The sequence below is a fragment of the Coleofasciculus sp. B1-GNL1-01 genome, from assembly GCF_040220235.1.
GTDB lineage: Bacteria > Cyanobacteriota > Cyanobacteriia > Cyanobacteriales > Coleofasciculaceae > Coleofasciculus.
The window spans coordinates 1-26944 of record NZ_JAVJTO010000081.1; the positions used below are offsets into that span (position 1 = coordinate 1).

The window sequence follows — 26944 nt, forward strand, 5'->3', positions numbered from 1 at the left end:
GTCTGGCACTTGGGTTAAGGCTTCCAGGAGATTGACCTTCATAGCAAGCAAATGACTCGATTAAACTATGGCTGCAAGATTTAGTTTACGCTAAATTCTGGTCGTCCTAATTTTCTCTCATCACAATGAATTAGCCCTGCTACAAGAGGGGGGAGGACAGAGGATGCTTCGCTTTTTTGGCATGGGGGATTAAGGGGGGTTAAGATTAAAATGACGAGATTCAAAGTATTATAGGCACGTTAGCAACATGGTGCGTTACGGCGCAGTTATGGGTTGAGATAATCAACGTTAATTCTCCAATGCGCCTAACGCACCCTACGGGGTTAAACCACGTTAAACGTAATCGAAAGCGCTGCCATTTGTGAGGTGCGAATCCGCCGCCTCACTCCCACTTGGGCGCCTCGACTAACATCATCAACTAAATCATTAATTATCTCCAATGAATCTTCTCCCCGCGTCGAAATTATCCCCTTTTTCCCTCTGGCAAGGGTACGCAGTTTGAGTAAGGCTTTGGTAAAGGGTTGATCACTGGCGACAATTAAGACTTCACCCAACCCCGCCTCTTCTGCAATAAAGACAAATTCATCTTTATTCGGATTCGGAATTAATAGGGTTTGATTCGGTTTAATCCGGGTGGCATTATCCGGATCTTGCCGTGAAGTTTCCTGCAATTCATTAGGAAATAAAACTGTAATTCCAGCAGTTGGGTCAACCAGCATAATTCCCAAATGTAAATCCTTCTCTTCCCGATTCGTAACTTTAAACTGAAACGCATCTCCCACCGATAATTGATGACTCAAGAGTTGCCCAGATTCCCCTCGACTCCCTAACGGCGGACATTTGCTGTCATCTTGACGACACCCCCGTGGTGTAAAGGCTTGGGCAACAATTTCGGGACGATTTTCTAAACCCATTGTCACCTCTAAATTCAGTCGTGAGGATTCAGCATTGAGTGTCATTCGCATAATTCGCGCCGCTAATAGGGATTTAAGTTTACCCTGTAACCGTTCAATTCCTTGAGTCAACGTTTCTCCCGGTATGCCAAAGGAATCGGGAATCACGTCTAAAGTAGGAGAAAATAAGCCTAAACTATCCACAGGTGGTATTTTATCCGGTGTTTCTGATGACAATTGCTGCTGATACTCATCAGTCATCCGACTGAGAATATAATGCACATCTACCGGATAGGGAAATGTTCCCGGTTGGGGAAGAATCGGTTGAATCCGTTGTCGGGATTCTAGTTCAGTTTGGGCTGTTTCTGTCTCCTGACTTAACGACGGATCAAGTCCAATATGGAGTTTCCAATCCCTGGGAATCGTGCGGGAAAATTCCTGTAATAATTCTCCCGGTTGGACGTTTCCTTCGACTTGGGCTTCAGCAATTAACCCATTGCGTGAGATTAATTCAACTTTGGGCGTTTCGCCGCGACTGCGGAATGGGGGGGTAAAAATAGACCCTTCAGAAATCGCTTCTAAACTCTCTTGGGAAATACCCCCTAACCAAACTTGTACCCGATTATTTTCAACGCTTGTCACCACACCTTCGGCGGGAAGGGTTTTGGGTTCTGTGAAATAAATCGGTTCTCGGTAATGGCGACTATTCGGCGGAACCTCTACCAAGGGGATTTGGGTAGACAGGAATCGCATATCCCGTTCAATTCCCGCGATCGCACTTTCCACATCATGGTTATTCTGCCATAATGTTTGGGTGAGTAGATAGGTAAAGGCTCCCGCATAAAACCCAGAAAAGGGATAATCCGCCGCGATTTGTTCCCGTTGGGCTGAGGCAATTACCGCGCCAGTGGCGACGCCTTGCTGATAGGATTGGATAAAATCCTCACGGGATAGATTCAGCCGTTTTAGCCATTGTTGTTGATACTCGACTTCTTCCGGACTCATCCGAAAATCCATCCCCCCAGGAATCGCCCGGATTTTAACATTTCCCCGGGTTCCGCCCCCCGAATGACAACTATCCAGCACCACGGTAACATTGTCAGTTTTCTGCTTCAGGGCGAACATGAGTAAAAATAGGGTATGTCCGGTAATTTCATTGACAATACCGTCCTCAGCTTGCCAATGTTCATCCGCAGGAACAAGGGAACTATTCAGGGGATAAGTCGGATCAATGGGATTAGGATCAAAGACTTGTGAACCATGTCCCGAAAAATGAAACACTACCACATCTCCGGGTTTGGCTTGCTGAATTAAATGGGTTTCAAAGGCGGTTAAAATGCCATCACGAGTCGCCTCGGTATCCGTAACCGTCTTGATATCCTCTGGCTGGAAGCCGAAGCGATGAATCAGGAGTTGTTCCTGTAAGCGAACATCATTGACGCATCCAGAGAGGCTAGTAAAGCGATCGCTATTGGTAGGATACTGATTAATCCCCACTAACAGGGCGAGTTTGCGGGGAGTGCTTTGGGCTAAGACTTTACCATAACGTAAGGATTGGCGCTGTAAATCTAAGTGGCTTAAGCCGACGGTTGCTAAAGCCGATGTAGCCAATTGGATAAACTGACGACGCTTCATAGATGTCATAAATTTATGATCATAGCGATATATCTCTCAAGCTGAGAGACTCATGCAGAATGATGTTGGGGGACAATACAAGTTAACCTGACAATGCGCCTAACGTACCCTATAACGATGAATTAGATAACCGATTGAAGATGTCCCAGGATTGACGTGGGACGATAAAACTTGTAAGATTTCTAGCGTGGCACAGCTTAAACAGTGGAATCAATTGTAGGTTATTTTGACGTCAGGAAATCTCAGGAAATATAGGCTAAAGCCCTTACTACGAACCCAACTCTGCGCTTGGTCTTTGGGTATCGTTTGCTTCTGTACTCCCCCGGCTGGCGCTCAAATGCCTTATCTGCTGGCACAGGCGAATAATCAACCTGTTGAGATGCAGTTTGAAGCATCTCCAGAAACGATTATTCAGGAATTGGTTAAAGCCGATGTCGTTTATCTAGGGGAAATTCATAGTAATCCTGATGACCATAAAGCCCAACTCGACATTCTACAAGCCCTTTACCAAGAAAATCCCAAAATTGTCCTGGCGATGGAAATGTTTCAGCATCCCTATCAGGATATTCTGGATCAATATTTAGCTGGACACCTGACAGAAACTCAATTAATTGAACAAACGGACTATGAACAACGCTGGGGATTTCCCTGGGAGTATTATGCCCCCCTATTACAGTTTGCTCAAACCCATCAACTACCTGTTTTAGCACTAAATACCCCCACGGAAATTAGCCGCAAAGTTGCCCGGAATGGCTTAGAAAGTCTCACCCGTGACGAACTTCAACAGATTCCCCCCCTGGACGAAATTCGTACCGATAACGCTGACTATCGGCAAATGGTTGAAGCGGTTTATAATCAGCATCAACAGGCAGGTCATGGTAATAGCGATCGCTTTGAGCGATTTTTCACGGTTCAGGTGCTATGGGATGAAACCATGGCAGACGGGATTGCTAATTTTCTCACCGCTAATCCAGATTATCAAGTCGTCGTGATTGCGGGTAGGGGTCATATTGTCTATGGCTATGGTATACCTAGCCGAGTCGCCCGTCGTCTGAGTTATCGTCCCTTAATTCAGCGTTCGGTGTTGTTCGGTATGCCGGAAGGGTTGGAAAAAAATAGTGCGATCGCAGATTTCTTTTGGCAACCTCGCTAATATGATTTAAGAAGCACGTTGCTGTTGATATGCAATACCTACCCGATTTAACCAACCGTTTGCACTATCAAGGGATTTACCCCTGTCCCATCTGTCGTGTGGGTCAAATTCAAGGGATGCCATTAATGGATGCGATGGCTTGTGAAGCCTGTCGTCATATTTTCGTGGCTGACTTGGAACAGCAATTATTGAAAATGACCGATAGACAGCCTCCCCTTACCTGGCGTTGGAATGGCAAAAACTGGGTGGGGGCGCACCTCCAAGGCGTTGAATGGGGATGGATGACTTGGATTTTTGCAGCGGCGTTTGTGATACTACCCACCACGTTAATTGGCGTAGCTGCCTACACCTTCCCGCCAACGCCCGGTAGTCGCTTGGCTTGGCTACCCCTGGCTTGGACAGGATTAACGTTTTTATTCCATTTTGCCGTGATTGTCTGGCTATTAATGGAGTTTTATCAGTTTCCCCTGCGAGTCTATTTGCGAACTCGGCGGCGGCGTTTGCTGAGGCGTTAATCAAAAGGCAGAGGGCAAAGGGCAGAAGACAGAAAGTTGCAGCCAAATATGATAGGAATGGTCAATTGTAGGGGCGGGTTTAGGCACAATTGTAGGGGCGGGTTTAGGGACTCAATTCAGCTAGTCACCGATAAGTGAACAACAAAACCCGCCCTTTCCACCAATAACGGAACAACAAAACCCGCCCTTTCCACCAATAACGGAACAACAAAACCCGCCCTTTCCACCAATAACGGAACAACAAAACCCGCCCTTTCCACCAATAACGGAACAACAAAACCCGCCCTTTCCCACCAATAATTACCGATTAATTCAACATACTCCGCAGCATCCAAGCGGTTTTCTCATGAGTCCGCATCCGTTCAGTTAACAAGTCAACGGAAGACTCATCATTCGCCCGTTCAGCCGCCGGAAACGCTTCCCGCGCCGTTCTTACCACAGCTTCATTTGCTTCTACCAGTAAACGTACCATTTCTGAGGCTTCCGGAACCCCACGGGTTTCTGGAATCGAAGAGAGTTCGGCAAATTCGCTATAACTACCCGGCGCTGGATAGCCAATGGTACGAATCCGTTCGGCAATATCATCCACTGCTACCGCTAATTCAGTGTACTCGGTCTCAAACATATTATGTAGCGAGTGGAACATCGGTCCGGTGACGTTCCAGTGGAAGTAGTGTGTCTTTAGGTAAAGGGTATAGGTGTCTGCTAGCAGGCGAGACAATCCTTCGGCAATCTCTTTGCGGTCTTGTTCTGAAATACCAATATTGACGGGCGCAGATTTATCAGCAGTTTGCATAGTGGTCTCCTAATTTGCTCCAAAAATAATGTTAACAGAAAAGCTGGTATAGTTCCTTATTTCACCGAGTTTCACGGAAATAAGATGTGAATTCCGTAATTAAAGTATCTACAAGTCCTTTTCGCACACCAACTATCAATCTTAAACAATTAGCGATCGCTTACAAATCATCCTAAAGTATGAACTATTTTCGCCTAATAAAAATGAGGCTTCTCAGGCTAAATGTCGCATCAAGACAGCACGAGGGGCGCGGCGAACCCGGCATTTAATCGTTTCTTTACCTAGGCGCTGATGTGCCTCAAATCGATGACACCCAGAGAATCCGTAATACTCTCCATCAACTTCGAGTACATCTATGGGTTCTCTTAATCCCTCTTCTTGGATGGACTTCATCAACTCCAGCACCTTATTGGCGTCGTTTTCTCGGGGAAGGGGACGGCGGATTTGCTGTAGCGGAATTTCTCGAACTTCTACCATAGTGCCAAGTAACACCTCTGTCTCTTAATGTTTACCTCTAAATCATACTCGTTATGAGTTTGACTTGCAACTTGAGGATAAGGGAAGGGATATGGGGCGGGTTTAGTCGTATCTGGGTGAGGAAAGAAACGATAATAGTCAAACCCGCCCCTACACACGCACCAGGCTTTCTTGATTGAAGCGATAAAAGGGTCAAAACATTCCCTGTTCCCCGTTCCCTAACATAAGACAATTATTTTTGAATCCGAGACAGATCCATATTGCCAAAATTGACAAAAAAGGCAACATTAAGATTTTCTAGAGATTGAACCAACCAAAAAATATTATTAATTGTTTGACATTCGTAGTGATTGAACAAAATTGACAATCGCTTTTCTAAATCCGGTTTAACCTTGCCACATAGCAGAATGATTTTCAGCAATAATCCTGTGGTACGAATCGACCCCATATTAGAAATTAAATCAATAAAGACGTAGTGATTGGGATGCTGAGGACTGCTGACTAAGAAACTCAGTAATTGACTACAGGTTCTCAGCAATAAAAAATCGTTTATTTTCTTAGAATCGCTATCCGGCAAGGTGTTTTTGAGATGTTGCGCTAAACGCTGATTGAATTGATGTTTACCATAGGTGGGTTCAATTGCTGCTATTAAGTATTCATATAAATCAGCTTTAAAAGCACGATAAGAGCGCGTTTGATTACTTTGCTTGAGAAAACGTTGGGCTAAGTCTCGGTACGTGTAAGATCCTTCAACTTTACCCATAAACTGCTTCAGGGCGAAGTAGAGTTCGCGATCGCTTAACAGAGTCGGATTGGGTACAGGTTGAACCAGAGTGGTGTCTGCGGTGGGGGTTTTACTGGACGCCAGTCGCACTCGCCGGATTAGATAGGTGACATATTGCGAGAGGTTCATTTCTAATTGCCACTGACGTTGAGTTTGAATGTGGCGGATAGTTTGCTGATGTTCGTAGGAACTATCGGAACTTAGTAAGGCGTGGGTGTATAAATAAGGGTATCGACAAATCAATTGTCCTAACGCGGGATTGGAGTCTTGGCGATCCACATCGGTGGTGTGATCAACAACTTTGACCAAGCGTTTTAGGGTTTGAAAGTCTTCACTTTGAGTAAATACTTGCAAGAGTTGTCGCAATCGCTTGGATAGTCCCGATGTCGCCTTAATTGTCCCCAGTTGAAAGGGTTTTTCAAATAGTGCCACCAATTGCGCGATCGCCTGATCGTGGTTGCCTTGCATTTGCCATCGATTAATCAAGATATGGCAGCACCGATTGAGAATATGGGTAAAGTCTTGATGACGGGGATTAGCGAGGATAATTCGGTGGAAGGCGGCGATAATATCGGGTTCGGCGTAGTTTTTCGCGGTAATAAAGAGTTGTTCAAATCGTTCAATGAGTTGCTGGGGGGATTCTCGTTGTACCCAATAGAGTAAATGATCATATAATATCTGCTCGTCGGCACTCAAGGAACGCGGCGGAGACGTTGGTAAGAAGTCTGGAGGGGTAGGTTGTGGAGAGGGTTTTCTTGTCGATGTTGTATCTAATTGTTTCTGGGGGTTGGGGTTTCCTCGATAAGAACCAGCGATAATCTGCTGACGACTCGCATTCAGGAACTGGTAGTCCTTTTGATTTAAGCGTTTCCCTTTTGCCCAAATTAAGGCTTGTTGTAATTGATTTCGGTTCAACAAATAAGACGTATCCTGACACCCACTGAAAAACCAAGCCGCCATCGCCGAGTGATACGGGCGCAGATTATTCAGGGCGTTGGTTACCCAATCCCGATTAAAGATAGAGGCGTAGATGCGGTTATAGACTTTCAAAACAGGCTGGGCGTAGATTTCCCCAATTGGCTGTTTCACTACCAATCCCGATAGGCGCAATTCTCGTTGTTCTGGACTATTATCGGCAGGAATTTCTCCGCGATCGAGAATTTGCTGGTAGAGTGTTAAAAGTTGACGGGTACTGGCACAGTTAGGTAATAGGCGATCGCGAATGGTTTTCAGGTGTTCCGGTTCATCCTTGGCTTCCCAGTTGTCAATGATGTGCGATCGCACCAACTGTTCAATCCACACGCTAATTTGGGATTTATCTTGGGGAATCTTTGTGGGTAACCAGAGTTCAGCTTGATGCAGGACAATCTGACACAGCTTTTGGGTGAGAAAGGGTTTACCCCCTGTCCAAGTTAATATTTCCTGGATAATGGCGGGAGAATAGTTAACGTGGGTGGCTAATCCTTGGGCTAAGGGTAAACATTCATTTAATTGAAAGCCTGTCAGTTCAATTGCCCGACCAATGTTAAACGGGGTGCTATGTTTATCTTGAATTAACTCTGAGGGAGTCGCGACACCCAACAGGGCAAATGTGAGGCGTTGGTAGGCGGGATGATCGGCACGACTATCATAACAGCCACGAATCACCGCTAAAAAGTCATCGACGCGAAAGTTTAAGTTGAGAACCGTATCAATTTCATCAATAAAAATAACAATTGGTTGCGGAATCGCCGGAAGGAGGATACGTTCAATAAACTCACTGAAGCGTTGTACGGGCGAAAGTAAATCGCGATCGCGCCACCATCGACGCAAGTTAAATTGTTGGGTCAGATTGAAACTAATCACCAAACGACGGACTAAACCAGCATACCATTGCTCTGGCGTGAGATTTTGGCAACCAATCTTGGTTAAATCAATCGCCGCACAAGCAAATCCTTCCGCTTGTAAGCGGCGCATGGTTTGCACCCGCAAGCTAGATTTCCCCATCTGTCGGGAGTTGAGGACATAGCAGAAATCCCCTGCCCTTAACCCGTTGTAGAGTTCAACATCTGCCTGTCGCCACACATAAGTGGGGGAATCGGCGGGTAGGCATCCGCCAAATTGGTAGTTATAGGCTAAGGTGGTAGTCATATTCAATACCCTGACGAAACGCTGCATCGGTAGGAGACCGAGTAGAGCGAAGTAATAAAAAAAAGGGGTTACACCCCTCAGCGTAAACTATTTTTAAGTCGTTATAATAACCTTTTCCAAGTCTTGCTGACAATATTCCATGCTAGATTCACTTGAACCACCCTACTGCTCGGATAAGCTTGAATTAAATTTTTTCTCCCCCAGCTTCTCCCGCTTCCCCGGTCAAGTATTCCTAGAAACCGGGTTTCTCGTGAGAATGACAATACAATATCAACCTTTGACCCAAAGAAACCCGGTTTCTTGACCGATGTCCTAGTAACCCGATGTACTCACTGTCGGGATTTCGCCTACCTTCTGAGTTCCTTGCGCTATGATTTCTTTCATCGCATTTACCCAGCAACTATGTCTGTCTGTGGCAACGATAAATTTGTCGGCAAGTTGCTCTCCTTCCTTTATCGTAAATTCAACATTTTCCGAATCATCACGTCTGATTTTCCAGATATAATCCCCCATTAGAAATGTACGGTGAAAATCTTTTTCCAAAAACGCCGAAACAATATGATTTCCCATTCTGAATGCTTCTGATACAGGAATATCTATCGTCACAAGTAACTTAAAGTCTTGCCATCGATAGCTATTCATAGCCGCTACCCAAAATACAATCAATCCATCGCTGGCAAACTCAATTTTGAGAGCGGATTCGTGCGAGTTTACCTCTTTGGCTAGATTAAACGCTGCCGTTGAAAATAAGTTCGCGTCTTTCCATTCTCGCCAACATGACCGATGTACAAACCTTCTTGCTAACTGTGCCAGGGAGCTTGAGACCTTTGGATGAATATAAGGGAGTTGTGCTGCATCATAACGATTATCAATTACCTGATCGCAGATCGCACATTTTGTTACATTTTGAATAAAAAATGGCATAGTTCCATCCTCTTAAGTTTCTGGTTTGACCCATCCACTGTACTTAAGTTCCCTGACGATTCTTGCCACACTACATGAAGGTGTATCCCTGGTGAAACGGTAGACTGTTCCATCAACTGTGACCATATAGCTGTAACGTTGATTCAAGTACACTAAAGCGTTTACATCATCCTCAGAGATGAATTTTGCCATTCCAGTGCCATGATCATCAGGGTGTGAGTGCATTAGTAGTATTTTAGTGTTAGGTGGTAGCTCTCCTCCTTTGTAAGAACCCATATTAATCATGTCGTATGCGGACGAATTCTGAGGGATTCTCTGCAACACCCGATGCAACACGAACTCCTTTTTTACCTACCTGGCTATAGGTAAAAGCCCTTTTTATCATAGATTATCTCCTGTCTAGAGATTGTGTACTAATTTACTTGTACAGGAGATATGGAAGCAATTATTGTGTATGATCACGTACCTCACATAAATTGGTGGAGGCAAAAGTGATTTCGGTTGTTTAATCGGGGTCTTTTCGTGACTTGCGATCGCACTCGTGCTAAGTTAATCCTCAATCCACCACAGCAATACCCGACGAAATTCTCCCCCCTGTGTCGCTAAAGCTCAAACTTCGCCGTTGGTTTGCATCTGATGAACTTTATCGGCTAATTCCTGGGTTCGCTTTCTAATGAACACTTCGCCTAAATGGTAACATTTCAAGATTCGTTACAGTTGCCTCTTCTGTTTAAGCAAGGCTTGACACGCTTAAGCGCATTTAGATACGTTTAAGTTCAAGGCAAATAGTCGTGTTCTCAAGGACTAGGTAAATCTTTGAACCCGTTTTAACGGGTTTAAGCTTTTAGCCCGAACTTTAGTTCAGGGCTTTCTTTAGTTCAGGGCTTTCAGGGCTTCATTCTAAAACATCATCAGATTGCGATCGCGGATTGTCTTTAGCCGAAACTTGCATCGGACCAAATTCATCTGGCAAATCCTCAATCGAGACGCCCAACTCCCGACATAACGCTTTGACTTGGGGAATCGTCGGTCGAGGAGTCGCCTCACCTGTCTCCCATCGCACATAGGTTCGCAACGGAATGCGACACTGTCTAGCTAACTCCTCTTGAGTTAAATTTAGTCGTTCTCTGAGTATCTTTAATGGAGATTCAGCTTCTTTTGACTGTTTTTTGGTCATAGCGTTGCTTTTTGTCACGCCAACATGTCATCTTGACAAAAGCCATGTAAACGTGACACGATAACATGTGATGACAACAGAAAAGACCAGACGATTGAAACAGTTGCGTCAAGATAGGGCGTGGCTGGCTGGTCTTTCCTTCTCAGTGTCTCATCTTAATCAAAGATCCGCCGAAAAAATCCCAAGTGACCGAAATTCATCGCGTCGCCACGGATATTGCTGCCATCAATCAACAGGGTAAGCCATCATGACACCTTTATTTCGCCGCCTCCAACCCGCCCAGAAATTCCGGATCAGCCCCAGCAGTATCGCCCGACTCCTGAAAATCCCTAAACATTTGATTGTGCGTGTGGAATCTTGGGCATATATTGTTTTTGTCCATCGCCGCGACAAAGGTGGACAATTCATCAGCTATCGCCAATTACGCCAATGGTTTAACGCCATCGCCTGTCAAATTCAACACTGTACCACCTGCCAACAACTACAGCAATTGTGGCTGGCGATTGAACGCGATCGCAAAATCCACAACCAGCAATACAATCACCAAGATGCCGAGTTATTGTACAATTTTTGGACAAGGTGCTGGCATACACTAGGGCATCAGTAGTAGACATGACTTCTAATCAAGGGTGGCAATTTTGGATTGATCGCGGCGGCACATTTACCGACATTGTGGCGCGTCGCCCCGATGGACAATTGGTAATTCACAAACTCCTCTCAGAAAACCCCGATCGCTACACCGATGCACCAGTACAGGGAATTCGCGAAGTGATGGGACTTTCCGCTGATGCAGCGATTCCCACCGAACAGATTGACGCCGTGAAAATGGGGACAACCGTAGCCACGAATGCCTTACTAGAGAGAAAAGGCGATCGCACCGTTTTAATGATCACCAAAGGCTTCCGCGATGCCCTCCGCATCGGCTATCAAAACCGCCCCAATATATTTGCCCGTGAGATTATCTTACCAGAAATGCTTTACGAACGGGTGATTGAAGTCGAGGAACGCTACAGCGCCCACGGAGATGAATTAATTCCGGTGCAGATAGACGCCACTCGCCAAGCCTTACAAGCCGCTTATGATAACGGAATTCGCAGTTGTGCGATCGTCTTAATGCATGGCTATCGCTATCCGGGGCACGAACAGGAACTTGCCAACTTAGCGAGTGCGATCGGATTTACTCAAATCTCAGTTTCCCATGACGTCACACCCTTGATGAAAATAGTTAGTCGGGGTGACACCACTGTTGTTGATGCCTATTTATCTCCCATTCTGCGGCGGTATGTTAACCAAGTTTCCAGTCAATTAGCCGGAGAAATCAACAATCAACAATCAACAATCAACAATCAACAATCGATCCGATTAATGTTCATGCAGTCCAACGGTGGACTCACAGACGCCCGCACATTTCAGGGAAAAGACAGTATTTTATCTGGTCCAACAGGAGGTATTGTTGGCGCAGTACAAACCAGTCAATTAGCCGGATTTGATCAGATTATTAGTTTTGATATGGGCGGAACCTCTACCGATGTCGCCCATTACAACGGCGAATACGAACGCACCTTTGAAACCGAGATTGCGGGCGTTAGATTACGTACCCCGATGATGTCCATTCATACCGTAGCGGCGGGTGGCGGTTCAATCGTGAAATTTGATGGGGCGCGGTATCGAGTCGGACCCGAATCGGCGGGGGCAAATCCGGGTCCGGCTGCTTATTCCAAGGGGGGTCCGTTAACCGTAACCGATTGCAATGTCATGGTGGGGAAATTGCAGCCGGAGTTCTTTCCTAAAGTGTTTGGACTTGATGGCAATTTACCCTTAAATGACCAGGTAGTGCGAGATAAATTTAGTCAATTGGCGGCAGATATTGGGGATAAGCGAACACCCGAAGCCGTCGCCGCCGGATTTTTAGCCATTGCCGTCGAAAAAATGGCAAATGCGATCAAGAAAATCTCCTTACAACGAGGCTATGACGTATCCAACTATACCTTGTGTTGCTTTGGCGGCGCTGGCGGACAACACGCCTGCTTAATTGCTGATGCTTTGGGGATGAAACAGGTATTTCTTCATCCTTATGCGGGGGTATTATCGGCTTACGGGATGGGATTGGCAGATGTGCGAACCTTGCGGGAACGTTCGGTAGAAGCCAAATTAACGGAGGAATTACTGTCGGTAGGGACACCAGATATTGCTCCCTTGGAGGAAATATTCACCGAGTTAATAGCCAGCGGCAAAGAAGAAATTGCCACGACTCAGATAGGAGAATCCACGCCAATTGATAGTCAAGTCATCCGCAAAGTGCATTTGAAATATCAGGGGACAGACTCACCCTTAATTATCGATTTCGGTAGCGTGGCTGAAATGCGACAGCAATTTGAGGAAGCGCATCGGCAACGTTATGGGTTTATTGTGGAAGAAAAAGCCCTAATTGTGGACTCGGTATCGGTAGAAGTAATCCAGCCGATGGATGTGCCAGAAGAACCCGTGATTCAGCGTCAACGTTCAGAACCGCCGCAACCTGTAGCCAAGGTGCAGATGTATACTGCCGATGCATGGTACGAAACCCCTGTATTTAAGCGAGACGATTTACAGCCTGGAGACTCTATTCCCGCACCTGCATTAATTATTGAAACAACGGGAACCAATGTCATTGAACCGGGTTGGCAAGCTGAAGTAACCGAACGGAATCATTTAATTTTAAAGAAAACCCAACAATCAAAAGTCAACAATCAACCATCAACAATTGACAATCAACAAACAAACCTTTCCCAGCCTGATCCGGTAACGCTAGAAATCTTTAATAATCTTTTCCGTTCCATTGCCGAACAAATGGGAACCACACTGCAAAACACCAGTTATTCGGTAAATATCAAAGAACGGTTAGACTTCTCCTGTGCTATTTTTGACGGACAAGGACAACTCGTTGCCAATGCCCCTCATATCCCTGTACATTTGGGTTCCATGAGTGAAAGCGTTCGCAGTTTAATTGAGGCGTATGGCGATAGTCTCAAACCGGGAGATGTTTATGCGATTAATAATCCCTATAACGGTGGGACACACTTACCTGATGTCACGGTAATTACCCCAGTTTTTCTGGACGAAAGCGGGATTACCGATACTGTTGATCAAACGAGCAAATCTTCGACAAAATCCACTCCTACATCCTCCCCGTCCCCAAATCAACCCCCCTTAAAAAGGGGGGCGAGGGGGGATCAAAATTCGTCACCCTTATTCTACGTCGCCTCCCGGGGACACCATGCGGACATTGGCGGAATTACTCCCGGTTCGATGCCACCGGATAGCACAACCGTAGACGAAGAAGGAGTATTACTTGATAATTTTAAGGTAGTAGAATCCGGACGTTTCCGAGAAAAAGAATTATCCGAATTACTCCTATCTGGCACCTATCCGGTGCGAAATATCACCCAAAATATCGCCGACTTACAAGCACAAATTGCTGCCAATGAAAAAGGTGTGCAAGAGTTGCGGCGGATGGTGAAACAGTCGGGATTAGACACCGTACAAGCTTATATGGGACACGTCCAGAATAATGCCGAAGAGTCGGTGCGGCGTGTCATTGATGTGCTGAAAGATGGCAATTTTACCTATAAATTAGATACAGGCGGGCAGATTCAAGTTGCCATTGGCATTGACCGAGAAAATCGCCGCGCCACGATTGATTTTACTGGGACATCGGCACAGTTATCCAATAACTTTAATGCCCCGGCTGCGGTGTGTAAAGCGGCGGTTCTCTATGTCTTCCGGACGTTAGTGGATGATGATATTCCATTGAATGCTGGATGTCTCAAACCCCTAGATATTATTATTCCCGAAGGCTGTCTATTAAATCCCCGTTATCCGGCGGCGGTTGTGGCGGGGAATGTGGAAACATCCCAGGTGATTACCGATGCGCTATATGGGGCGTTGGGGGTAATGGCTGCATCTCAGGGAACAATGAATAATTTTACCTTTGGTAATGAAAATTATCAATATTATGAAACCATTTGTGGCGGTTCCGGTGCTGGGGTAGAGTTTAATGGGGCAGATGCAGTACATACCCACATGACCAATTCTCGTTTAACCGACCCAGAAGTTTTAGAATGGAGGTTTCCGGTGATATTAGAACAGTTTGGCATTCGTGGAAATAGTGGTGGAAAGGGGAAGCAGTGTGGGGGGAATGGTGTGATTCGGCGGATGCGGTTTTTGCAACCGATGACAGCCGCAATTTTATCCGGACATCGAGTTGTTGCACCCTTTGGATTACAGGGGGGAGAAGCGGGTGCTGTGGGGAAGAATTATGTGGAACGTCAGGATGGAACGATTGAGGAATTAGGAAATACGGCGGTTGTGGAAATGGAGGCGAGAGATGTGTTTGTGATTGAGACGCCTGGGGGTGGAGGATTTGGTAGTTCTGAATGAACCGGAAAGTGTAGGGGCGCACGTCAGTACATTGGTGTCAACTTAAGGTTAAAAGCTTTCTGTGTGAAATGTTGAATCTCGTTACCTTGAAAATAACCCCCCTTAATCCCCCCTTGCTAAGGGGGGAAATGTTCCCTCCCCTTTGTAAGGGGAGGGTTAGGGTGGGGTTGTTTTGGGGAGGACAAAATTCAGTTCAAATTGCCATAAAAGGCGTACTCTGCTTCGGATCCAGACACATTCAAACGCCAACTATCAAATTGTTCAGAACTCATACATTTATTTCCCGTACTCTGTAAGATGAGTTTGAACCGGGTATTATCAGTTATTCCCGGAGCAAAAATCCCATTACCAGAAACTTTTCCCTCAGCGCGGTATTCTTTGTAAAGGTCTACTTGCCCTTCCAATTGACTACCGAGGGAACTGCGAAAATGAGTCACAGTTTGGGGATAGGAGAAGGACAGATTTCCGGTTCGCCCTTGGTCATCAGTGAACTGGAAATTCCACTTTTTGCCATTAGTTGATCGTGATATTGTATAGGGAGGTGATGGTTTGCCTAGTCCTTCAATAAGGCTTGCCCCAGCAGGAGTCATGTAAAGTTCAGCTTGGGGGGCAAATTGGAGTTCATTGAAGGTTTTGAGTTCGTAGTCTCCGACATCTTGCGAGTATTGCTCCCAGGTTCCTGCATCGACGCAACAGGCGCAGGCTGATGCTGGCTGCGGTTGCGGTGCAAATAGGTAAGTTAGGATAGCGAACGTTACCAGTAGAATGGCGTAGATTAAATTTCGTCTCATCCGATATTCAACCTCTAATTTGACAATAGAGCTAAAATAAAGGCTGAAAAGATTTAGGTCAACCCACCTCAGAGGGAGAGGGGGAAATTAAAAGTGGTATAGGTTTGAGTCAAATTTGAGCCAGTTTTCGTGTAAAATAGCTGCGATTGTAACTGGGATGATAATTCAGGTTTGTCGGAAACTGATCATCTTAAAAAGAGAACAGATTGTTCCTATTCAGTTAGGGCGCATGTCTTTGCGCCCCTACGAGGAACATTGAAAGGTTACCTGAGGATTTTCCTTGATATGAGATAATCAGTCTTTTGTCATGAGCAAGCCTTTTGTAGTAGGCGAGTTCGTATTACTCGATCCCAAAATCGTCCTCAGTTCCCGCTTCCAAATCGGACTCCCTGTCTATAAAATCGTCCTCAGTTCCCGCTTCCAAATCAGTCATAGCATCCCAGGTTTGATTCCCAATGATGCCATCTCCAAATAAGCCTCGATCCTCTTGGAAGGTTCTAACGGCTTCACGAGTTCTTTCACCATAAACGCCGTCAATTGCGCCATTATAATACCCTTGCTCTTTTAAGAAGCTTTGCACATCGGCAACGGTTTCTCCCGTATTACCATAGCCTAGTGTGGGTGCTGTAGTGTCATATTCCTCTAGATCAGTAGCAGCCTCAGGGACTTGTGCGTTTATGGGGGCGCTAGCTAAACCGACAGAGGCTAGAGACATCACAGACACCACACCGACAGATACAAAACTGGATGGGAAAATTCTGGTACTCATAATTATAATCTCCTTACAAAATGAATTTTTTAACGTTTTGGGTCTTATCTAGTCAGTCTCGATGAATCTTGAACAGAAATTAGGCTGGAAAAATTGCCTCATCAAATAAAACTTGTTAAACCTGTCCCAACAATTTAACTGACTATACTTTTAATCTATATAAAATCTTGAGAAGTAACATTGATCTTAAGTCAGACTTATAATTTACTCCTTTTGAATCCTAAGTAAGGAGCAAGATAGTGTTAAAACTAACCTAAAGGAAGATGCTTTATTATCAAGGCAAAGGTACTAAGTAGGTGGACACAATTAAGGTTAACGGTTGAGATTAGGGAACTAATAATATTTTGAGTTGAGGCAAGGCAGAGGGCAGAAAGCAGAAGTACAGATAATTTTAGTCTTTTGATATTTGTGGTTCAGGATTAGATTTGAGTTGAAGAAAATGTCGAATCCTTTGCTGATAGTCTTTGCCAGCTACAGTAGCCACATTATCATGATCCGCATCAGGAACCAGGAAGAGTTGTTTTGAACCTGTTATAGTATCAAATAAAACTTGGCTCATGTAAGCAGGTACAACGGGGTCATCTGTGCCGTGAATTAAAAGAATCGGCATTTTAAGAGCAGGAACTTTGCTTTTCGAGTTAAACTTTTGCGTCAGCAGCAAATCAGCCGGAAATAACCCATAGATTCCTTGATGATCGACCATATCCCGCATTGAGGTAAATGTACTTTCCAAAATCAAACCCTGAATGCTGGGATTTTTCACCGCTAAATCGATCGCGATCGCGCCCCCTAGAGATTGACCATAGACGACAATATTCTGGGGCGGAATACCCTGTTGCTGCACCAGATAATCCCACGCCGCTTGAGCATCTTGGTACACTTGGGTTTCAGTGGGAAACTTGCCCTCACTTTGACCATAGCCTCGGTAATCAAATAACAAGACATCCAAACCCAATTGGTGAAATTCCATTGCCCGTTCGATATTCGCGCCAATATTCTCCCCATTTCCATGTAAATACAGCAGTACCCCGGTTTTGGGCGAGGTGGCGGGAATCCACCACCCATGGAGACGTTCTGGCTGATCAGAAGTTACAGGTATCCACACCTCCTGATAACTTAAGCCCAAGTCTTCTGGTGTAGTTTTAATGGTCTTAGTGGGAACAAAAACTAGGCGATTTTGCCCTAACCAGATAGAGATACAGGCTAACAGATAAATGATGGCGACAATTCCCGCTAGAATTAGGAACCTCTTTCCCAGCAATAAAATATAATTATTCATTCCCGTAATACTCTCCCAGGGCAAATCAAAGCGTTAAACGACTACAAACTTGATGCTGTTTTTGACTCACCTTGTTTTCCAATTAGGGCGGGTTGAGTCAAGTTATCAGTTTTCTCGATAATGTTATCGGTCAAACCCGCCCCTACAAATTATATCTCCTTGCCCCTGCACCTCTGCCTCCCTGCACCCAGACGTGCCATGGCACGTCTCTACATGTTCTATTTAAGCGGTGGTTGTTTGAGATGCCAATCCGTAGACTGTTCGTAAGCGTAAGCGACTTGAAATACCTGTTCTTCGCCCAATACTTTCCCAATTAGTTGCATCCCAATGGGTAATCCTTGGTCATCAAATCCACAAGGAATACTCATTCCTGGTAATCCTGACAAGTTTACGGGAATTGTCATTAAGTCCGATAAGTACATAGTTAACGGATCTGAGATTTTTTCTCCGGCTTTAAATGGAGGAGTTGGGGCGGTGGGACAAACTAAAACATCTACCTTTTCAAAGGCTTGCTCGAAGTCTTGCTTAATTAGGGTACGAACTTTTTGCGCTTTAAGATAATAAGCGTCATAATAGCCAGCGGATAGAGCATAGGTTCCCAACATAATCCGGCGCTTGACTTCCGCCCCGAACCCGGCTGCACGAGTTTTCTTGTACATTTCTAAAAGATTTTCGGCTTCCGGCGTGCGAAACCCATACTTGACGCCATCGTAGCGAGCGAGGTTGGCTGAGGCTTCACTGGGAGCAATAATATAGTAGGCGGGCAATCCATAGCGAAATCGGGGACAAGAAATTTCTTGTACTTCAGCACCTAGGCTTTTGAGCTGATCAATGGCTTGTTGAACGGTTTGGGCAATGACAGGATCTAAGCCTTCACCAAAGGTTTCTTTAATAATGCCAATTTTGAGACCTTTGGATTTTAAATCAGGTTGCAGGGATTGGGTGTAGTCGGGAATCTCCAGCTTGAGACTGGTTGAGTCATTTGGATCATAGCCTGCGATCGCGTTAAGTAAAATAGCCGCATCTTCTACGCTTCGTCCAAACGGACCAATTTGATCCAACGACGATGCATAAGCGACTAAACCATAACGAGACACTAACCCATAGGTGGGTTTCATGCCAACAATCCCGCAGAATGATGCAGGTAGACGAATTGAACCCCCTGTATCCGAACCGATCGCAACCACACATTCGCTAGCCGCAACCGCCGTAGCCGAACCCCCAGAGGAACCCCCAGGGACGCGGGACAAGTCCCATGGATTCGCTGTCTGTTGATAGCCAGAGGTTTCGCAGGAACTCCCCATAGCAAATTCATCCAAATTAGTTTTGCCCACCATGACAGCCCCCGCATCCTTAAGTTTTTGAGTCACGGTAGACTCATAAGGTGGGACGAAGTTTTCCAGGATGCGAGAGGCGCAGGTAGTGGGAATACCTTGAGTACACATATTATCTTTGATGCCAATCGGAATCCCCGCCAACATGCCGATTTCTTCCCCCGCTGCGATTTTGGCATCCACTTGACGCGCCTGTTCAAGGGCATAGTCGGCTGTAATATGCAAAAAGCTATGGATTTTCGGTTCTAGCGCCTGAATGCGATTGAGGGCGTCTTGCGTGATTTCAACACTGGTGCGTTCTTTGTCGATAAGTTGTTGGTGCAGCTCACGAATGGATGCCATGCTTGTACCTATTTATATTGATTTACCATGTTTGCCTTTCGTATTTTGGCAAAAATTCACCGAAAAAGGGGTTTGGTGACAAAAAGGGGTTTGGAAACCAAACAGGGTTTGGAGACCAAACCCCTACTGCTGTTGCGCCTGATAGGTCAAAAATTGTTGCAAAACTCCCACCGTTTCAAAATGGTAAGCGGGCAATAAGGGGCTGATGTTAATATCGGTGCGGTAAATGCTGAAAATTACCCAGTTTTGTCGTTCAGTCTGCTGGTCAATAATTTGCTGGATTTGGGGACGTCCCGTATCCACGAGGGATTGGCATTGACGCTTGAGGAATTCTGGATCAGGATTGAGAAACTCTAATTGCTTGGGGGTTTGAGTGCAAACTTCATCTTTGAGGTAGGTGCTGAGTTTTTCAACGGCGTACTCCTCATAAGCCTCCTTACCCGGATTCATCCATGCCAATCCAACTCCTAGCACAACTAGCGCGGTTCCACCCAATGCTGTAATAATTTTTAACGATTTCATGCCACTCCGTTAAGCCTCCATGGGTTATGACTTTCGCCTCTAACGTATGAGTTCCGGTAAATTGCCAAGAAATACTGTTGCAACTCACCGACTTGATGCTATACTAAAAAACTGTATGGCGAGCGTAGCCAAGGGGTTAAGGCAGTGGATTGTGGTTCCACCATTCGTGGGTTCGAGTCCCATCGTTCGCCCTTAAATTAAAATCATCTCAGTCCTGATGTACGATACTTATCGTTAAGCTTGATCCTGTAAGGGTTTAAGCGACGATAGGTTCAACGCTTATAAAAATTTCTGCTTCGATGGCTGAAGCTCCATAATAGCTCCCATCCTTGGTGTGCGTTAAGCGAAGCCATGCCGCAGGCTTTGCATCTTGCTCGCTACCTATACCCAATTTAAACGCGAAATAATACCATTAAATCCAGATTTTGTCAAGAAAATGCCCCGTTCTCTCTTCCAGAGTAAGAACGAGGAAATTGGGAGTGGCAAGGAATCACCAAAATCAATTTAAGAACTTAGCTATTCCGCTAATCAGCAATGTAAGTGGGAAAACAATGATACACTTCTATCCCTGTTTATTTTAAAATAGCTAAGTCAACATGTTGTTCTTTTTAGAAATTAAGCTTGTGCTTTTATAGGTTGAACAAATACATGGGAAATATTGTATTTGCACCCCAAAAATTGTACGGTATGCTTACCTTTATCTTCAGGAACACCTCGATAAACCAATCCTGATTTATCCTGGGGGGCTAAATTCATCGCTGTCCGGTGAACCATATAGTAACCTCCCCGGAATTTTGCGACCTCACCTGTGTCAACAATTTTAAATTGAACAGGCTTTTTTTCGTAAGAGACACCGCGATAGCAAAACTTCATTGGTTCTTATTGAATTCATAAACTTTTATCTATCATATACAGCTAACAATTTCTCAGCAAGTATTCCACCCCTGTTTTTGTTCACAATTCATTTAAAGGGGGTGGGGTGGTTATATCGGTTCAAACTGTGCGATCGCGGCTTGAACAACCACAGCACAAGCTTCATACTGTGCCAAGTTTCCCTTTAAGCTCAACGTAGTTGTCTGTCGTTCCCACTCATATCCCAGTTCAACACCGATTGGATCAGGGAGTACATGCACAGTTACGCCTGTGTCTAGTCAACCGGATGTGGCGACAGATTGTTGCTGATAGAGCAGGGTGATGGGTAAATATGGACGAAAGCCAGCTTCACCGAGTTACCACATCAGCACAGATAAAAGGATATCGCTGGGCGTTAAGCTGTCATGCATTTAAATTGGGAATGGGTAGCGAGCAAGATGCTCGCACTGAACGTGATTTCGCCATTATTGACATTAAGGTTTAAATGCCGAACAGCAGTTTATCGGGTAGCGGAATTAGAGAATATCTATTAATGTATAATATCTTATTGACTCACTTCATTTTATTTGTTTGGGAAATGTCCGATGAGTCAAGATCCAAGGATCATCCGGCGTAGCTTTGAAGTCTTTACGAAAGTTACGATCGCTAAACTGGCGTATAATTTCACCGCCAATGAACTGGGTATTCATCAAAAAACTCCCAAGAGCTAAACGGGAAAAATCTTTGGCTTCATACCGACTTTCAACATAGTCTGGAAGTTGCTTAACGGCGAATAATACAGTTTTTTGATCGAGGTTTGGTAACTGTTGAGCAGTTTTATATACCAAGTTTTCCAGGTTGTGTCCATAACCCTGTTTCTTGCTTTTCAAAGTTTCCTCATTAATCCCTTTAGCCATAAGAGCGCCCTTTAATAGCAGTTCTGTCGATATACAACAATTTTGGATTACAGCATATTTATTGAATGAACCTAATACAGTCGCTGCCGCTGCCTCAAGTTGCTGTTTGGCTAGAAACCACCATTCCACCGTTTTACTAGGGAGTTTACTTATTTTATTAATGTCATCAAGTCCATACACAAAATCCAGAATATCAATGACTTGATCAAAGAAAGCAAACCCAGATTGTTGATCATTAAACAGCCATTTTTTTTGTCTCTCAGGTACATCTATGAAATCCACTGGTTTGATTGCAGGTGTGCCAACAATGAGTGGAATGCGTATAGGAAAAAATACATCCCGGAACATAAAGGCTCCTATATGCATAGGCGGCTTATGAAGATCGGAGGAACGATATAATTCACTGTATATCTGATTAACGGCGTTGAAAAGTGGATCGTTTTCAAGAGTAGTGCTACTACCAGGGTGCAAACGCTGTGCAATTTTCATGTATGTCCCTATAGGACGTTGCCAGGGTTCTGCCCCCTCTTGAATTAGTTCGTCATCTACTTCAATGACAAGCTTCAACAACTCATTTTTTTCTGTCACTTCTACACTTAAACTAGAAACTTATGCCACTATGTTACACAATTCTAGGCGTTAAAAACCCAACAATTCAATGTAAAGGTTGGTTGGCAATGCCCACCCTACGGTATGTCAAGGGTTGTGGCGACTCCAAAATGCAAATTTTCAGTGCTATTCTACTTAGGTGAGGGCGCAAGCCTTGCGCCCCTATGTTTGGGTGTATCGTTAGCAGTTGAGAGCCGCTACAGAGTTTTCTGCCTTAGGTAAGGTAGGAGTGATCGCGTCATTGATTATTGTGCTACTGTTTTTCAGAAGTTCTAGCATCGATACAGCGCTTAATTCTGTAATAAAGTACAGTAGATCAAAGTCCCCCTTTTTAAGGGGGATTTAGGGGGATCGACAATGTATCGCATAGCAGAGCAAACTGCTGTATCTTTTGTTGAGTTTCCTGGCGTCAACCCAACCTACAACTACAACTAGCATCGATTTCGATTACTGGACTACTGTTCTAGAGCGTCAGTCGGCGTAATAGCAGTTAGCGGTGGGTAATACAAATCTGGGTTGATTACCTCCTTTATAATCCAGTCCGCGCAGGCGAACTTTGTTTGTGTAGCAGCGATTTTAATCGCCGTGACTTCTTGAACTGATACGCTATAAATTATGCTCGATCGCCCGATTCAGATTCCACGCCGCACTAATTAAAGATACATGGGTAAACGCTTGGGGAAAATTGCCCAACGCTTCACCACTTGATCCCGTTTCCTCGGCATACAATCCTAAATGGTTGGCATAACTGAGCATCTGTTCAAAAATCAGTCGAGCGCGATCAAGTCGCTTAGTGTCTGCTTTTCCCGCCCTTGTCAACGCCTCAACTAGCCAGAATGTACAGAGATTAAACGTTCCTTCTGTCCCTGAAATACCATCTGGCGCTTCTTCGGGATTATACCGATACACTAAACTATCGGAAACCAGTCCCCCTATTTCTGGGGGGGAATTAATCGCATCCAGGGTTTTCAACATGCGAGGATCAGTGGGAGACATGAAGAAAATTAAGGGCATAATCAGATTACTGGCATCTAGGGACGTGCTACCGTAATATTGAACAAAAGCTTGACGCTCCTCACTCCATCCCTTTGTCATAATTTCTTCATAGATGCGATCGCGTTCCTTAAGCCATCGCTGGTGATCTGCTGGCAATGAGCGCTTTTGAGCCAAACGTAAACCACGATCAAGTGCAACCCAACACATGAGATTAGAGTAAATAAAGTCTTTACGTCCCCCGCGTGTTTCCCAGATTCCTTCATCTTGGCGTTGCCAATTATCGCAAACCCAATTCAGTAACCGCCGTAGGGATAGCCACAAGTCATAGGAAATCGGCGTGCCATATTTGTTGAACAAATATACCGAGTCCATCAATTCGCCATAAATATCAAGCTGTAACTGCTTATAAGCCCCATTGCCAATCCGAACCGGGTAAGATCCCTTATACCCCTCAAGATGATCCAGAATCTCTTCATCGAGATCATGATAGCCATCAATACCATACATAATCTGCAACGGATCTTCTGCATCCAACTCCTGACAGCGATTTTCCAAGAACAGCATGAACTGGGCGGCTTCCTCGGTAAACCCGATACGGAGTAGGGCATACAGGGTAAAGGATGCATCTCGAATCCAGGTATAGCGATAATCCCAATTTCGGGAACCCCCAATCATTTCTGGCAAGCTGCAAGTCGGCGCGGCTATAATTGCTCCCGTAGGTTCGTAGGTGAGTAATTTTAACGCCAGGGCTGAACGTTCCACCGTCTCGCGCCATCGACCTTCATAAGTACATTTGCCAATCCAGCGTCGCCAATACGCCACCGTATCGTCAAAGAGTTGAATCGCTTCTTGATGGCGCAGGGGCAAACTACACCCCCCATCCTGGTCAGTTTCTTGCAGCACAAAAACGGCGGTTTGTCCAGACTCTAACGTAAATTCGGTGAAGACACCGCATTCATTTTGTTTTAAAGGAACATCCGTCACCAACCCCAAACTCAGAGACGGCGACTTAAAACACGCCCCCGTGGATGAGAGAATCGTCTCGTGGCGATCGCGGGCATAATTAAAAGCAGGATAGCACTCTAAGCGAAACTTCATTTTGCAGCGAACGACTTTAACCTGCCGCACTAACCAGTGATACCCTTTCTGATTCACTGGCATACCAACAGGCATAAAATCAATAATCTCACCTACCCCACAAGACGCCAGGAAGCGAGTCACCAACACATTCGTTTCGGGCCAATATAACTGTTTATGAGTGACGCCATCCACACAGGGAGCAATCTTAAAATGACCCCCTTTCTCAGCATCCAGTAATGCGGCAAAAACACTCGGAGAATCGTGTCGAGGAAAGCAAAACCAGTCAATTGAACCTCCTAAGCCAACTAAGGCTGTGGTGTGCATATTGCCGATAATGCCGTAATTCTCGATAGATTGATATGCCATTGAATTATGAATGTTTAATGTTCAATTTTGAAGTTTAAACCACCGTCCATTAATCAAGGAAAAATGACAAATGACGTAGCTTGCTTCTTTTGGGAAGCGAGTATGACGAATGACGAATGACGAATGACATAAGACTATTCCCCAATTTCCGCCAATTCCAACCAACGTTCTGTGGCTGTATCAATAGTATGAGTCAAGGTTTCTAATTTCTGATAAAGTTCCTGCACCTGATCCACTTTACCAGGAGATGAATTATACAGCGCTTTTTCCACCTCTGCCTTCTCCGCTTCCAGTTGGGGAATTTTATCCTCTAATTCTTCAAACTCGCGCCGTTCCCAATTAGAAAGCCGACGCGGTTTTCCATTACCAGACGATTGCGTTGTCAGCGTTTCCCCATTTGCCGACTTTTCTGACTTCTGTTGCATCTTAGCACTGGCTTCAGCCGCTGCTGCTTCCGCTTCCTTGTAATCCAGATACACAGAATAGTTACCCGGATACTGACGCAGAATTCCTTCTGATTCTAAGGCAAAAATTTTGTTGACGGTGCGATCTAAAAAATAGCGATCGTGAGATACCACAATCACACAGCCATTGAAATTTTCTAGGTAATCTTCTAATACCGAAAGCGTTTGTACATCTAAATCATTGGTCGGTTCGTCCAAAATTAACACATTGGGAGCGCTCATTAAAACACGTAACAAAAATAGGCGGCGCTTTTCTCCTCCAGACAGTTTATGAATGGGAATGTATTGTTGATTCGGTGGAAACAGAAACCGTTCTAACATTTGTGACGCCGTAATCAGCGTTCCATCCCCAGCTTTCACATATTCTGCCACTTCTTTGAGGTAATCAATCACTCGTTGATCTTGATTGATTGCCATTAGTAAATCATCAGAATGCTGGTCAAAATAGCCGATATGAATCGTTGCGCCAATATCCACCTCACCTGAATCCGGCTCAATTCGCCCAGTGATAATATCCATTAATGTGGATTTACCACTCCCATTTTCGCCAATAATGCCAACGCGATCGTCGGGACTAAATTCGTAGGTAAAGTTTTGGATTAACGTGCGATCGCCATACCCTTTAGAGACATTCTCTAACTCAATCACTTTCTTGCCAATCCGACGACTGGCTGTGGAAATATCGACTTTGCCTTGAGCCTGTTTAAACTCTTGATCCTGCATCTGATGGATGCGGTCAATTCGCGCTTTCTGCTTCGTACTCCGCGCTTTTGGACCTCGTTTCAGCCATTCCAACTCTCGCCGCAATACATTCTGATGTTTCCGTTCTTGACTGACGGCAGTTTCTTCAGCTAGGGCTTTTTTCTCTAAGTAGTAGGCATAGTTGCCATTGTAGGTATAAATATCACCTCTGTCAATTTCAATAATCCGATTGGTGACTTGATCCAAAAAATAGCGATCGTGGGTAATTAATAGAATGGCTCCCGGATAAGATTTTAAATATCCCTGTAACCATTCTACCGACATAGCATCTAAATGGTTGGTGGGTTCATCCATCAGTAAAACATCGGGTTCTGATAGTAACGCTGTCGCCAAGGCGATGCGCTTCCGATAACCTCCGGATAAATTACCAATGGGTGTATCAAAGTCTTGAATTCCTAGCTTCGTGAGGATGACTTTGGCACTGGTTTCTAAGTCCCAAGCGCCTAGAGTTTCGATGCGCTGCGTCACCTGAGATAAACGTGCCATCACTTGTTTATCGTCTGAATTTCGTGCCAATTTGTGGGATAATTCCTCATAATCCCGGATGAGTCTCATCTGTTCACCACTATCGGCAAAGATCTGTTCTAATACGGTACGATTTTCATCTAAGTCCGGTTGTTGGGGTAAGTAAGCAATTCTCGCGCCGGGATTGACCAGAAATTGACCACCATCAATGGGTTCCAGTCCAGCAATCATTTTTAATAGAGTGGATTTACCCGATCCATTCGTACCGATTAAGCCGACTTTATCGGTAGCATCGAGGCTAAAGCTGGCATCTTTGAGGATTTCTTTAATGCCAAAATCTTTTTTAACGGATTGCAGCGTGAAGATACTCATTAAGTTTCTAACTTGATCCTATTTCTAAATTTGCCCTATTTATTGATTGATGGGAAAACAGTGGGTGCGTCTCTGCACGTAAAACTGTTTCATGTCATCTGCAGTTGTGTCGTTTGTCTAT

Annotated in this window: 22 protein-coding genes and 1 tRNA gene; 6 read left to right on the forward strand and 17 right to left on the reverse strand. The window is 44.9% G+C overall.

Features of this window, described 5'->3' with window-relative positions; all coding sequences use genetic code 11:
• Nucleotides 1-323: 323 nt before the first annotated feature.
• A complete protein-coding gene (locus RID53_RS19510) occupies nt 324-2537 on the reverse strand; it encodes a caspase family protein (protein ID WP_446389670.1) in 2214 nt (737 codons plus the stop codon).
• 328 nt (nt 2538-2865) lie between these two features.
• Here RID53_RS19510 and RID53_RS19515 point away from each other — a divergent pair, with 328 nt between their 5' ends.
• Nucleotides 2866-3681, forward strand: coding sequence for a ChaN family lipoprotein (locus RID53_RS19515; RefSeq protein ID WP_446389735.1), 816 nt, complete (start codon nt 2866-2868; stop codon nt 3679-3681).
• A gap of 29 nt (nt 3682-3710) precedes the next feature.
• Complete coding sequence (locus RID53_RS19520; RefSeq protein WP_446389671.1) at nt 3711-4196, forward strand: hypothetical protein; 486 nt, start codon at nt 3711-3713, stop codon at nt 4194-4196.
• A gap of 116 nt (nt 4197-4312) precedes the next feature.
• On the opposite strand, the gene RID53_RS19525 is transcribed toward RID53_RS19520, so the two are convergent.
• From RID53_RS19525 to RID53_RS19550, 6 genes are all read right to left on the reverse strand, one after another.
• Nucleotides 4313-4531, reverse strand: a complete 219-nt coding sequence (locus tag RID53_RS19525; RefSeq protein WP_446389672.1) for a hypothetical protein — start codon at nt 4529-4531, stop codon at nt 4313-4315.
• Nucleotides 4504-4992 carry a Dps family protein gene (locus RID53_RS19530; protein ID WP_446389673.1) on the reverse strand — a complete coding sequence of 163 codons (489 nt, stop codon included), beginning with the start codon at nt 4990-4992 and terminating at the stop codon, nt 4504-4506. Before RID53_RS19530 ends, RID53_RS19525 begins: the two co-directional genes overlap by 28 nt.
• Nucleotides 4993-5205: 213 nt before the next feature.
• Nucleotides 5206-5469: a ParB N-terminal domain-containing protein gene (locus RID53_RS19535; RefSeq protein ID WP_446342754.1), complete on the reverse strand. Its 264-nt coding sequence runs from the start codon at nt 5467-5469 to the stop codon at nt 5206-5208.
• A gap of 232 nt (nt 5470-5701) precedes the next feature.
• Nucleotides 5702-8383, reverse strand: a complete 2682-nt coding sequence (locus RID53_RS19540) for an AAA-like domain-containing protein (protein WP_446389674.1) — start codon at nt 8381-8383, stop codon at nt 5702-5704.
• A 312-nt stretch (nt 8384-8695) separates the two neighbouring features.
• Complete coding sequence (locus RID53_RS19545) at nt 8696-9307, reverse strand: hypothetical protein (protein ID WP_446389675.1); 612 nt, start codon at nt 9305-9307, stop codon at nt 8696-8698.
• A gap of 895 nt (nt 9308-10202) precedes the next feature.
• The gene (locus RID53_RS19550) at nt 10203-10484 is read right to left on the reverse strand and encodes a helix-turn-helix transcriptional regulator (RefSeq protein WP_446389676.1); all 282 of its coding nucleotides are present in this window, start codon (nt 10482-10484) and stop codon (nt 10203-10205) included.
• A 247-nt stretch (nt 10485-10731) separates the two neighbouring features.
• Here RID53_RS19550 and RID53_RS19555 point away from each other — a divergent pair, with 247 nt between their 5' ends.
• On the forward strand, nt 10732-11091 hold the full coding sequence (locus tag RID53_RS19555) for a hypothetical protein (RefSeq protein WP_446389677.1): 360 nt from the start codon (nt 10732-10734) through the stop codon (nt 11089-11091).
• 5 nt (nt 11092-11096) lie between these two features.
• Nucleotides 11097-14903 (forward strand): hydantoinase B/oxoprolinase family protein, encoded by a 3807-nt coding sequence (locus RID53_RS19560; protein ID WP_446389678.1) that lies wholly within the window; start codon nt 11097-11099, stop codon nt 14901-14903.
• 188 nt (nt 14904-15091) lie between these two features.
• On the opposite strand, the gene RID53_RS19565 is transcribed toward RID53_RS19560, so the two are convergent.
• The 5 genes from RID53_RS19565 to RID53_RS19585 form a co-directional block, all read right to left on the reverse strand.
• Nucleotides 15092-15694, reverse strand: a complete 603-nt coding sequence (locus tag RID53_RS19565; RefSeq protein WP_446389679.1) for a hypothetical protein — start codon at nt 15692-15694, stop codon at nt 15092-15094.
• Between the two features lie 340 nt (nt 15695-16034).
• Nucleotides 16035-16463: a peptidoglycan-binding domain-containing protein gene (locus RID53_RS19570; protein ID WP_446389680.1), complete on the reverse strand. Its 429-nt coding sequence runs from the start codon at nt 16461-16463 to the stop codon at nt 16035-16037.
• Nucleotides 16464-16854: 391 nt separating this feature from the next.
• A complete protein-coding gene (locus RID53_RS19575) occupies nt 16855-17742 on the reverse strand; it encodes an alpha/beta hydrolase (protein ID WP_446389681.1) in 888 nt (295 codons plus the stop codon).
• 218 nt (nt 17743-17960) lie between these two features.
• Nucleotides 17961-19418, reverse strand: coding sequence for an Asp-tRNA(Asn)/Glu-tRNA(Gln) amidotransferase subunit GatA (gene gatA / locus RID53_RS19580; RefSeq protein ID WP_446389682.1), 1458 nt, complete (start codon nt 19416-19418; stop codon nt 17961-17963).
• A gap of 123 nt (nt 19419-19541) precedes the next feature.
• Entirely contained in the window at nt 19542-19940 is a 399-nt protein-coding gene (locus RID53_RS19585) for a DUF4359 domain-containing protein (protein ID WP_446389683.1), read from the reverse strand.
• Nucleotides 19941-20058: 118 nt separating this feature from the next.
• Between RID53_RS19585 and RID53_RS19590 the strand changes: the two genes are divergently transcribed.
• A tRNA-His gene (locus RID53_RS19590) sits at nt 20059-20131 on the forward strand.
• 424 nt (nt 20132-20555) lie between these two features.
• Here RID53_RS19590 and RID53_RS19595 read toward each other — a convergent pair.
• On the reverse strand, nt 20556-20813 hold the full coding sequence (locus RID53_RS19595) for a DUF4278 domain-containing protein (RefSeq protein ID WP_446389684.1): 258 nt from the start codon (nt 20811-20813) through the stop codon (nt 20556-20558).
• 110 nt (nt 20814-20923) lie between these two features.
• Entirely contained in the window at nt 20924-21073 is a 150-nt protein-coding gene (locus RID53_RS19600; protein WP_446389685.1) for a hypothetical protein, read from the reverse strand.
• A gap of 71 nt (nt 21074-21144) precedes the next feature.
• Here RID53_RS19600 and RID53_RS19605 point away from each other — a divergent pair, with 71 nt between their 5' ends.
• Complete coding sequence (locus RID53_RS19605; RefSeq protein ID WP_446389686.1) at nt 21145-21297, forward strand: hypothetical protein; 153 nt, start codon at nt 21145-21147, stop codon at nt 21295-21297.
• 73 nt (nt 21298-21370) lie between these two features.
• Here the strand turns inward: RID53_RS19605 and RID53_RS19610 are convergent, their stop codons facing one another.
• From RID53_RS19610 to RID53_RS19620, 3 genes are all read right to left on the reverse strand, one after another.
• The gene (locus tag RID53_RS19610) at nt 21371-22297 is read right to left on the reverse strand and encodes a hypothetical protein (RefSeq protein WP_446389687.1); all 927 of its coding nucleotides are present in this window, start codon (nt 22295-22297) and stop codon (nt 21371-21373) included.
• A 627-nt stretch (nt 22298-22924) separates the two neighbouring features.
• Entirely contained in the window at nt 22925-24760 is a 1836-nt protein-coding gene (locus RID53_RS19615) for a glycoside hydrolase family 15 protein (protein WP_446389688.1), read from the reverse strand.
• A gap of 134 nt (nt 24761-24894) precedes the next feature.
• A complete protein-coding gene (locus RID53_RS19620) occupies nt 24895-26823 on the reverse strand; it encodes an ABC-F family ATP-binding cassette domain-containing protein (protein WP_446389689.1) in 1929 nt (642 codons plus the stop codon).
• Nucleotides 26824-26944 lie beyond the last annotated feature (121 nt).

What these genes read in the sequence shown, in the direction of transcription:
- RID53_RS19510 (WP_446389670.1), bottom strand. Translation starts at nt 2,537, where the DNA reads ATGACATCTATGAAGCGTCGTCAGTTTATCCAATTGGCTACATCGGCT.
- RID53_RS19515 (WP_446389735.1), top strand. Translation starts at nt 2,866, where the DNA reads ATGCCTTATCTGCTGGCACAGGCGAATAATCAACCTGTTGAGATGCAG.
- RID53_RS19520 (WP_446389671.1), top strand. Translation starts at nt 3,711, where the DNA reads ATGCAATACCTACCCGATTTAACCAACCGTTTGCACTATCAAGGGATT.
- RID53_RS19530 (WP_446389673.1), bottom strand. Translation starts at nt 4,992, where the DNA reads ATGCAAACTGCTGATAAATCTGCGCCCGTCAATATTGGTATTTCAGAA.
- RID53_RS19535 (WP_446342754.1), bottom strand. Translation starts at nt 5,469, where the DNA reads ATGGTAGAAGTTCGAGAAATTCCGCTACAGCAAATCCGCCGTCCCCTT.
- RID53_RS19540 (WP_446389674.1), bottom strand. Translation starts at nt 8,383, where the DNA reads ATGACTACCACCTTAGCCTATAACTACCAATTTGGCGGATGCCTACCC.
- RID53_RS19545 (WP_446389675.1), bottom strand. Translation starts at nt 9,307, where the DNA reads ATGCCATTTTTTATTCAAAATGTAACAAAATGTGCGATCTGCGATCAG.
- RID53_RS19550 (WP_446389676.1), bottom strand. Translation starts at nt 10,484, where the DNA reads ATGACCAAAAAACAGTCAAAAGAAGCTGAATCTCCATTAAAGATACTC.
- RID53_RS19555 (WP_446389677.1), top strand. Translation starts at nt 10,732, where the DNA reads ATGACACCTTTATTTCGCCGCCTCCAACCCGCCCAGAAATTCCGGATC.
- RID53_RS19560 (WP_446389678.1), top strand. Translation starts at nt 11,097, where the DNA reads ATGACTTCTAATCAAGGGTGGCAATTTTGGATTGATCGCGGCGGCACA.
- RID53_RS19565 (WP_446389679.1), bottom strand. Translation starts at nt 15,694, where the DNA reads ATGAGACGAAATTTAATCTACGCCATTCTACTGGTAACGTTCGCTATC.
- RID53_RS19570 (WP_446389680.1), bottom strand. Translation starts at nt 16,463, where the DNA reads ATGAGTACCAGAATTTTCCCATCCAGTTTTGTATCTGTCGGTGTGGTG.
- RID53_RS19575 (WP_446389681.1), bottom strand. Translation starts at nt 17,742, where the DNA reads ATGAATAATTATATTTTATTGCTGGGAAAGAGGTTCCTAATTCTAGCG.
- gatA (WP_446389682.1), bottom strand. Translation starts at nt 19,418, where the DNA reads ATGGCATCCATTCGTGAGCTGCACCAACAACTTATCGACAAAGAACGC.
- RID53_RS19585 (WP_446389683.1), bottom strand. Translation starts at nt 19,940, where the DNA reads ATGAAATCGTTAAAAATTATTACAGCATTGGGTGGAACCGCGCTAGTT.
- RID53_RS19595 (WP_446389684.1), bottom strand. Translation starts at nt 20,813, where the DNA reads ATGAAGTTTTGCTATCGCGGTGTCTCTTACGAAAAAAAGCCTGTTCAA.
- RID53_RS19605 (WP_446389686.1), top strand. Translation starts at nt 21,145, where the DNA reads ATGGACGAAAGCCAGCTTCACCGAGTTACCACATCAGCACAGATAAAA.
- RID53_RS19615 (WP_446389688.1), bottom strand. Translation starts at nt 24,760, where the DNA reads ATGGCATATCAATCTATCGAGAATTACGGCATTATCGGCAATATGCAC.
- RID53_RS19620 (WP_446389689.1), bottom strand. Translation starts at nt 26,823, where the DNA reads ATGAGTATCTTCACGCTGCAATCCGTTAAAAAAGATTTTGGCATTAAA.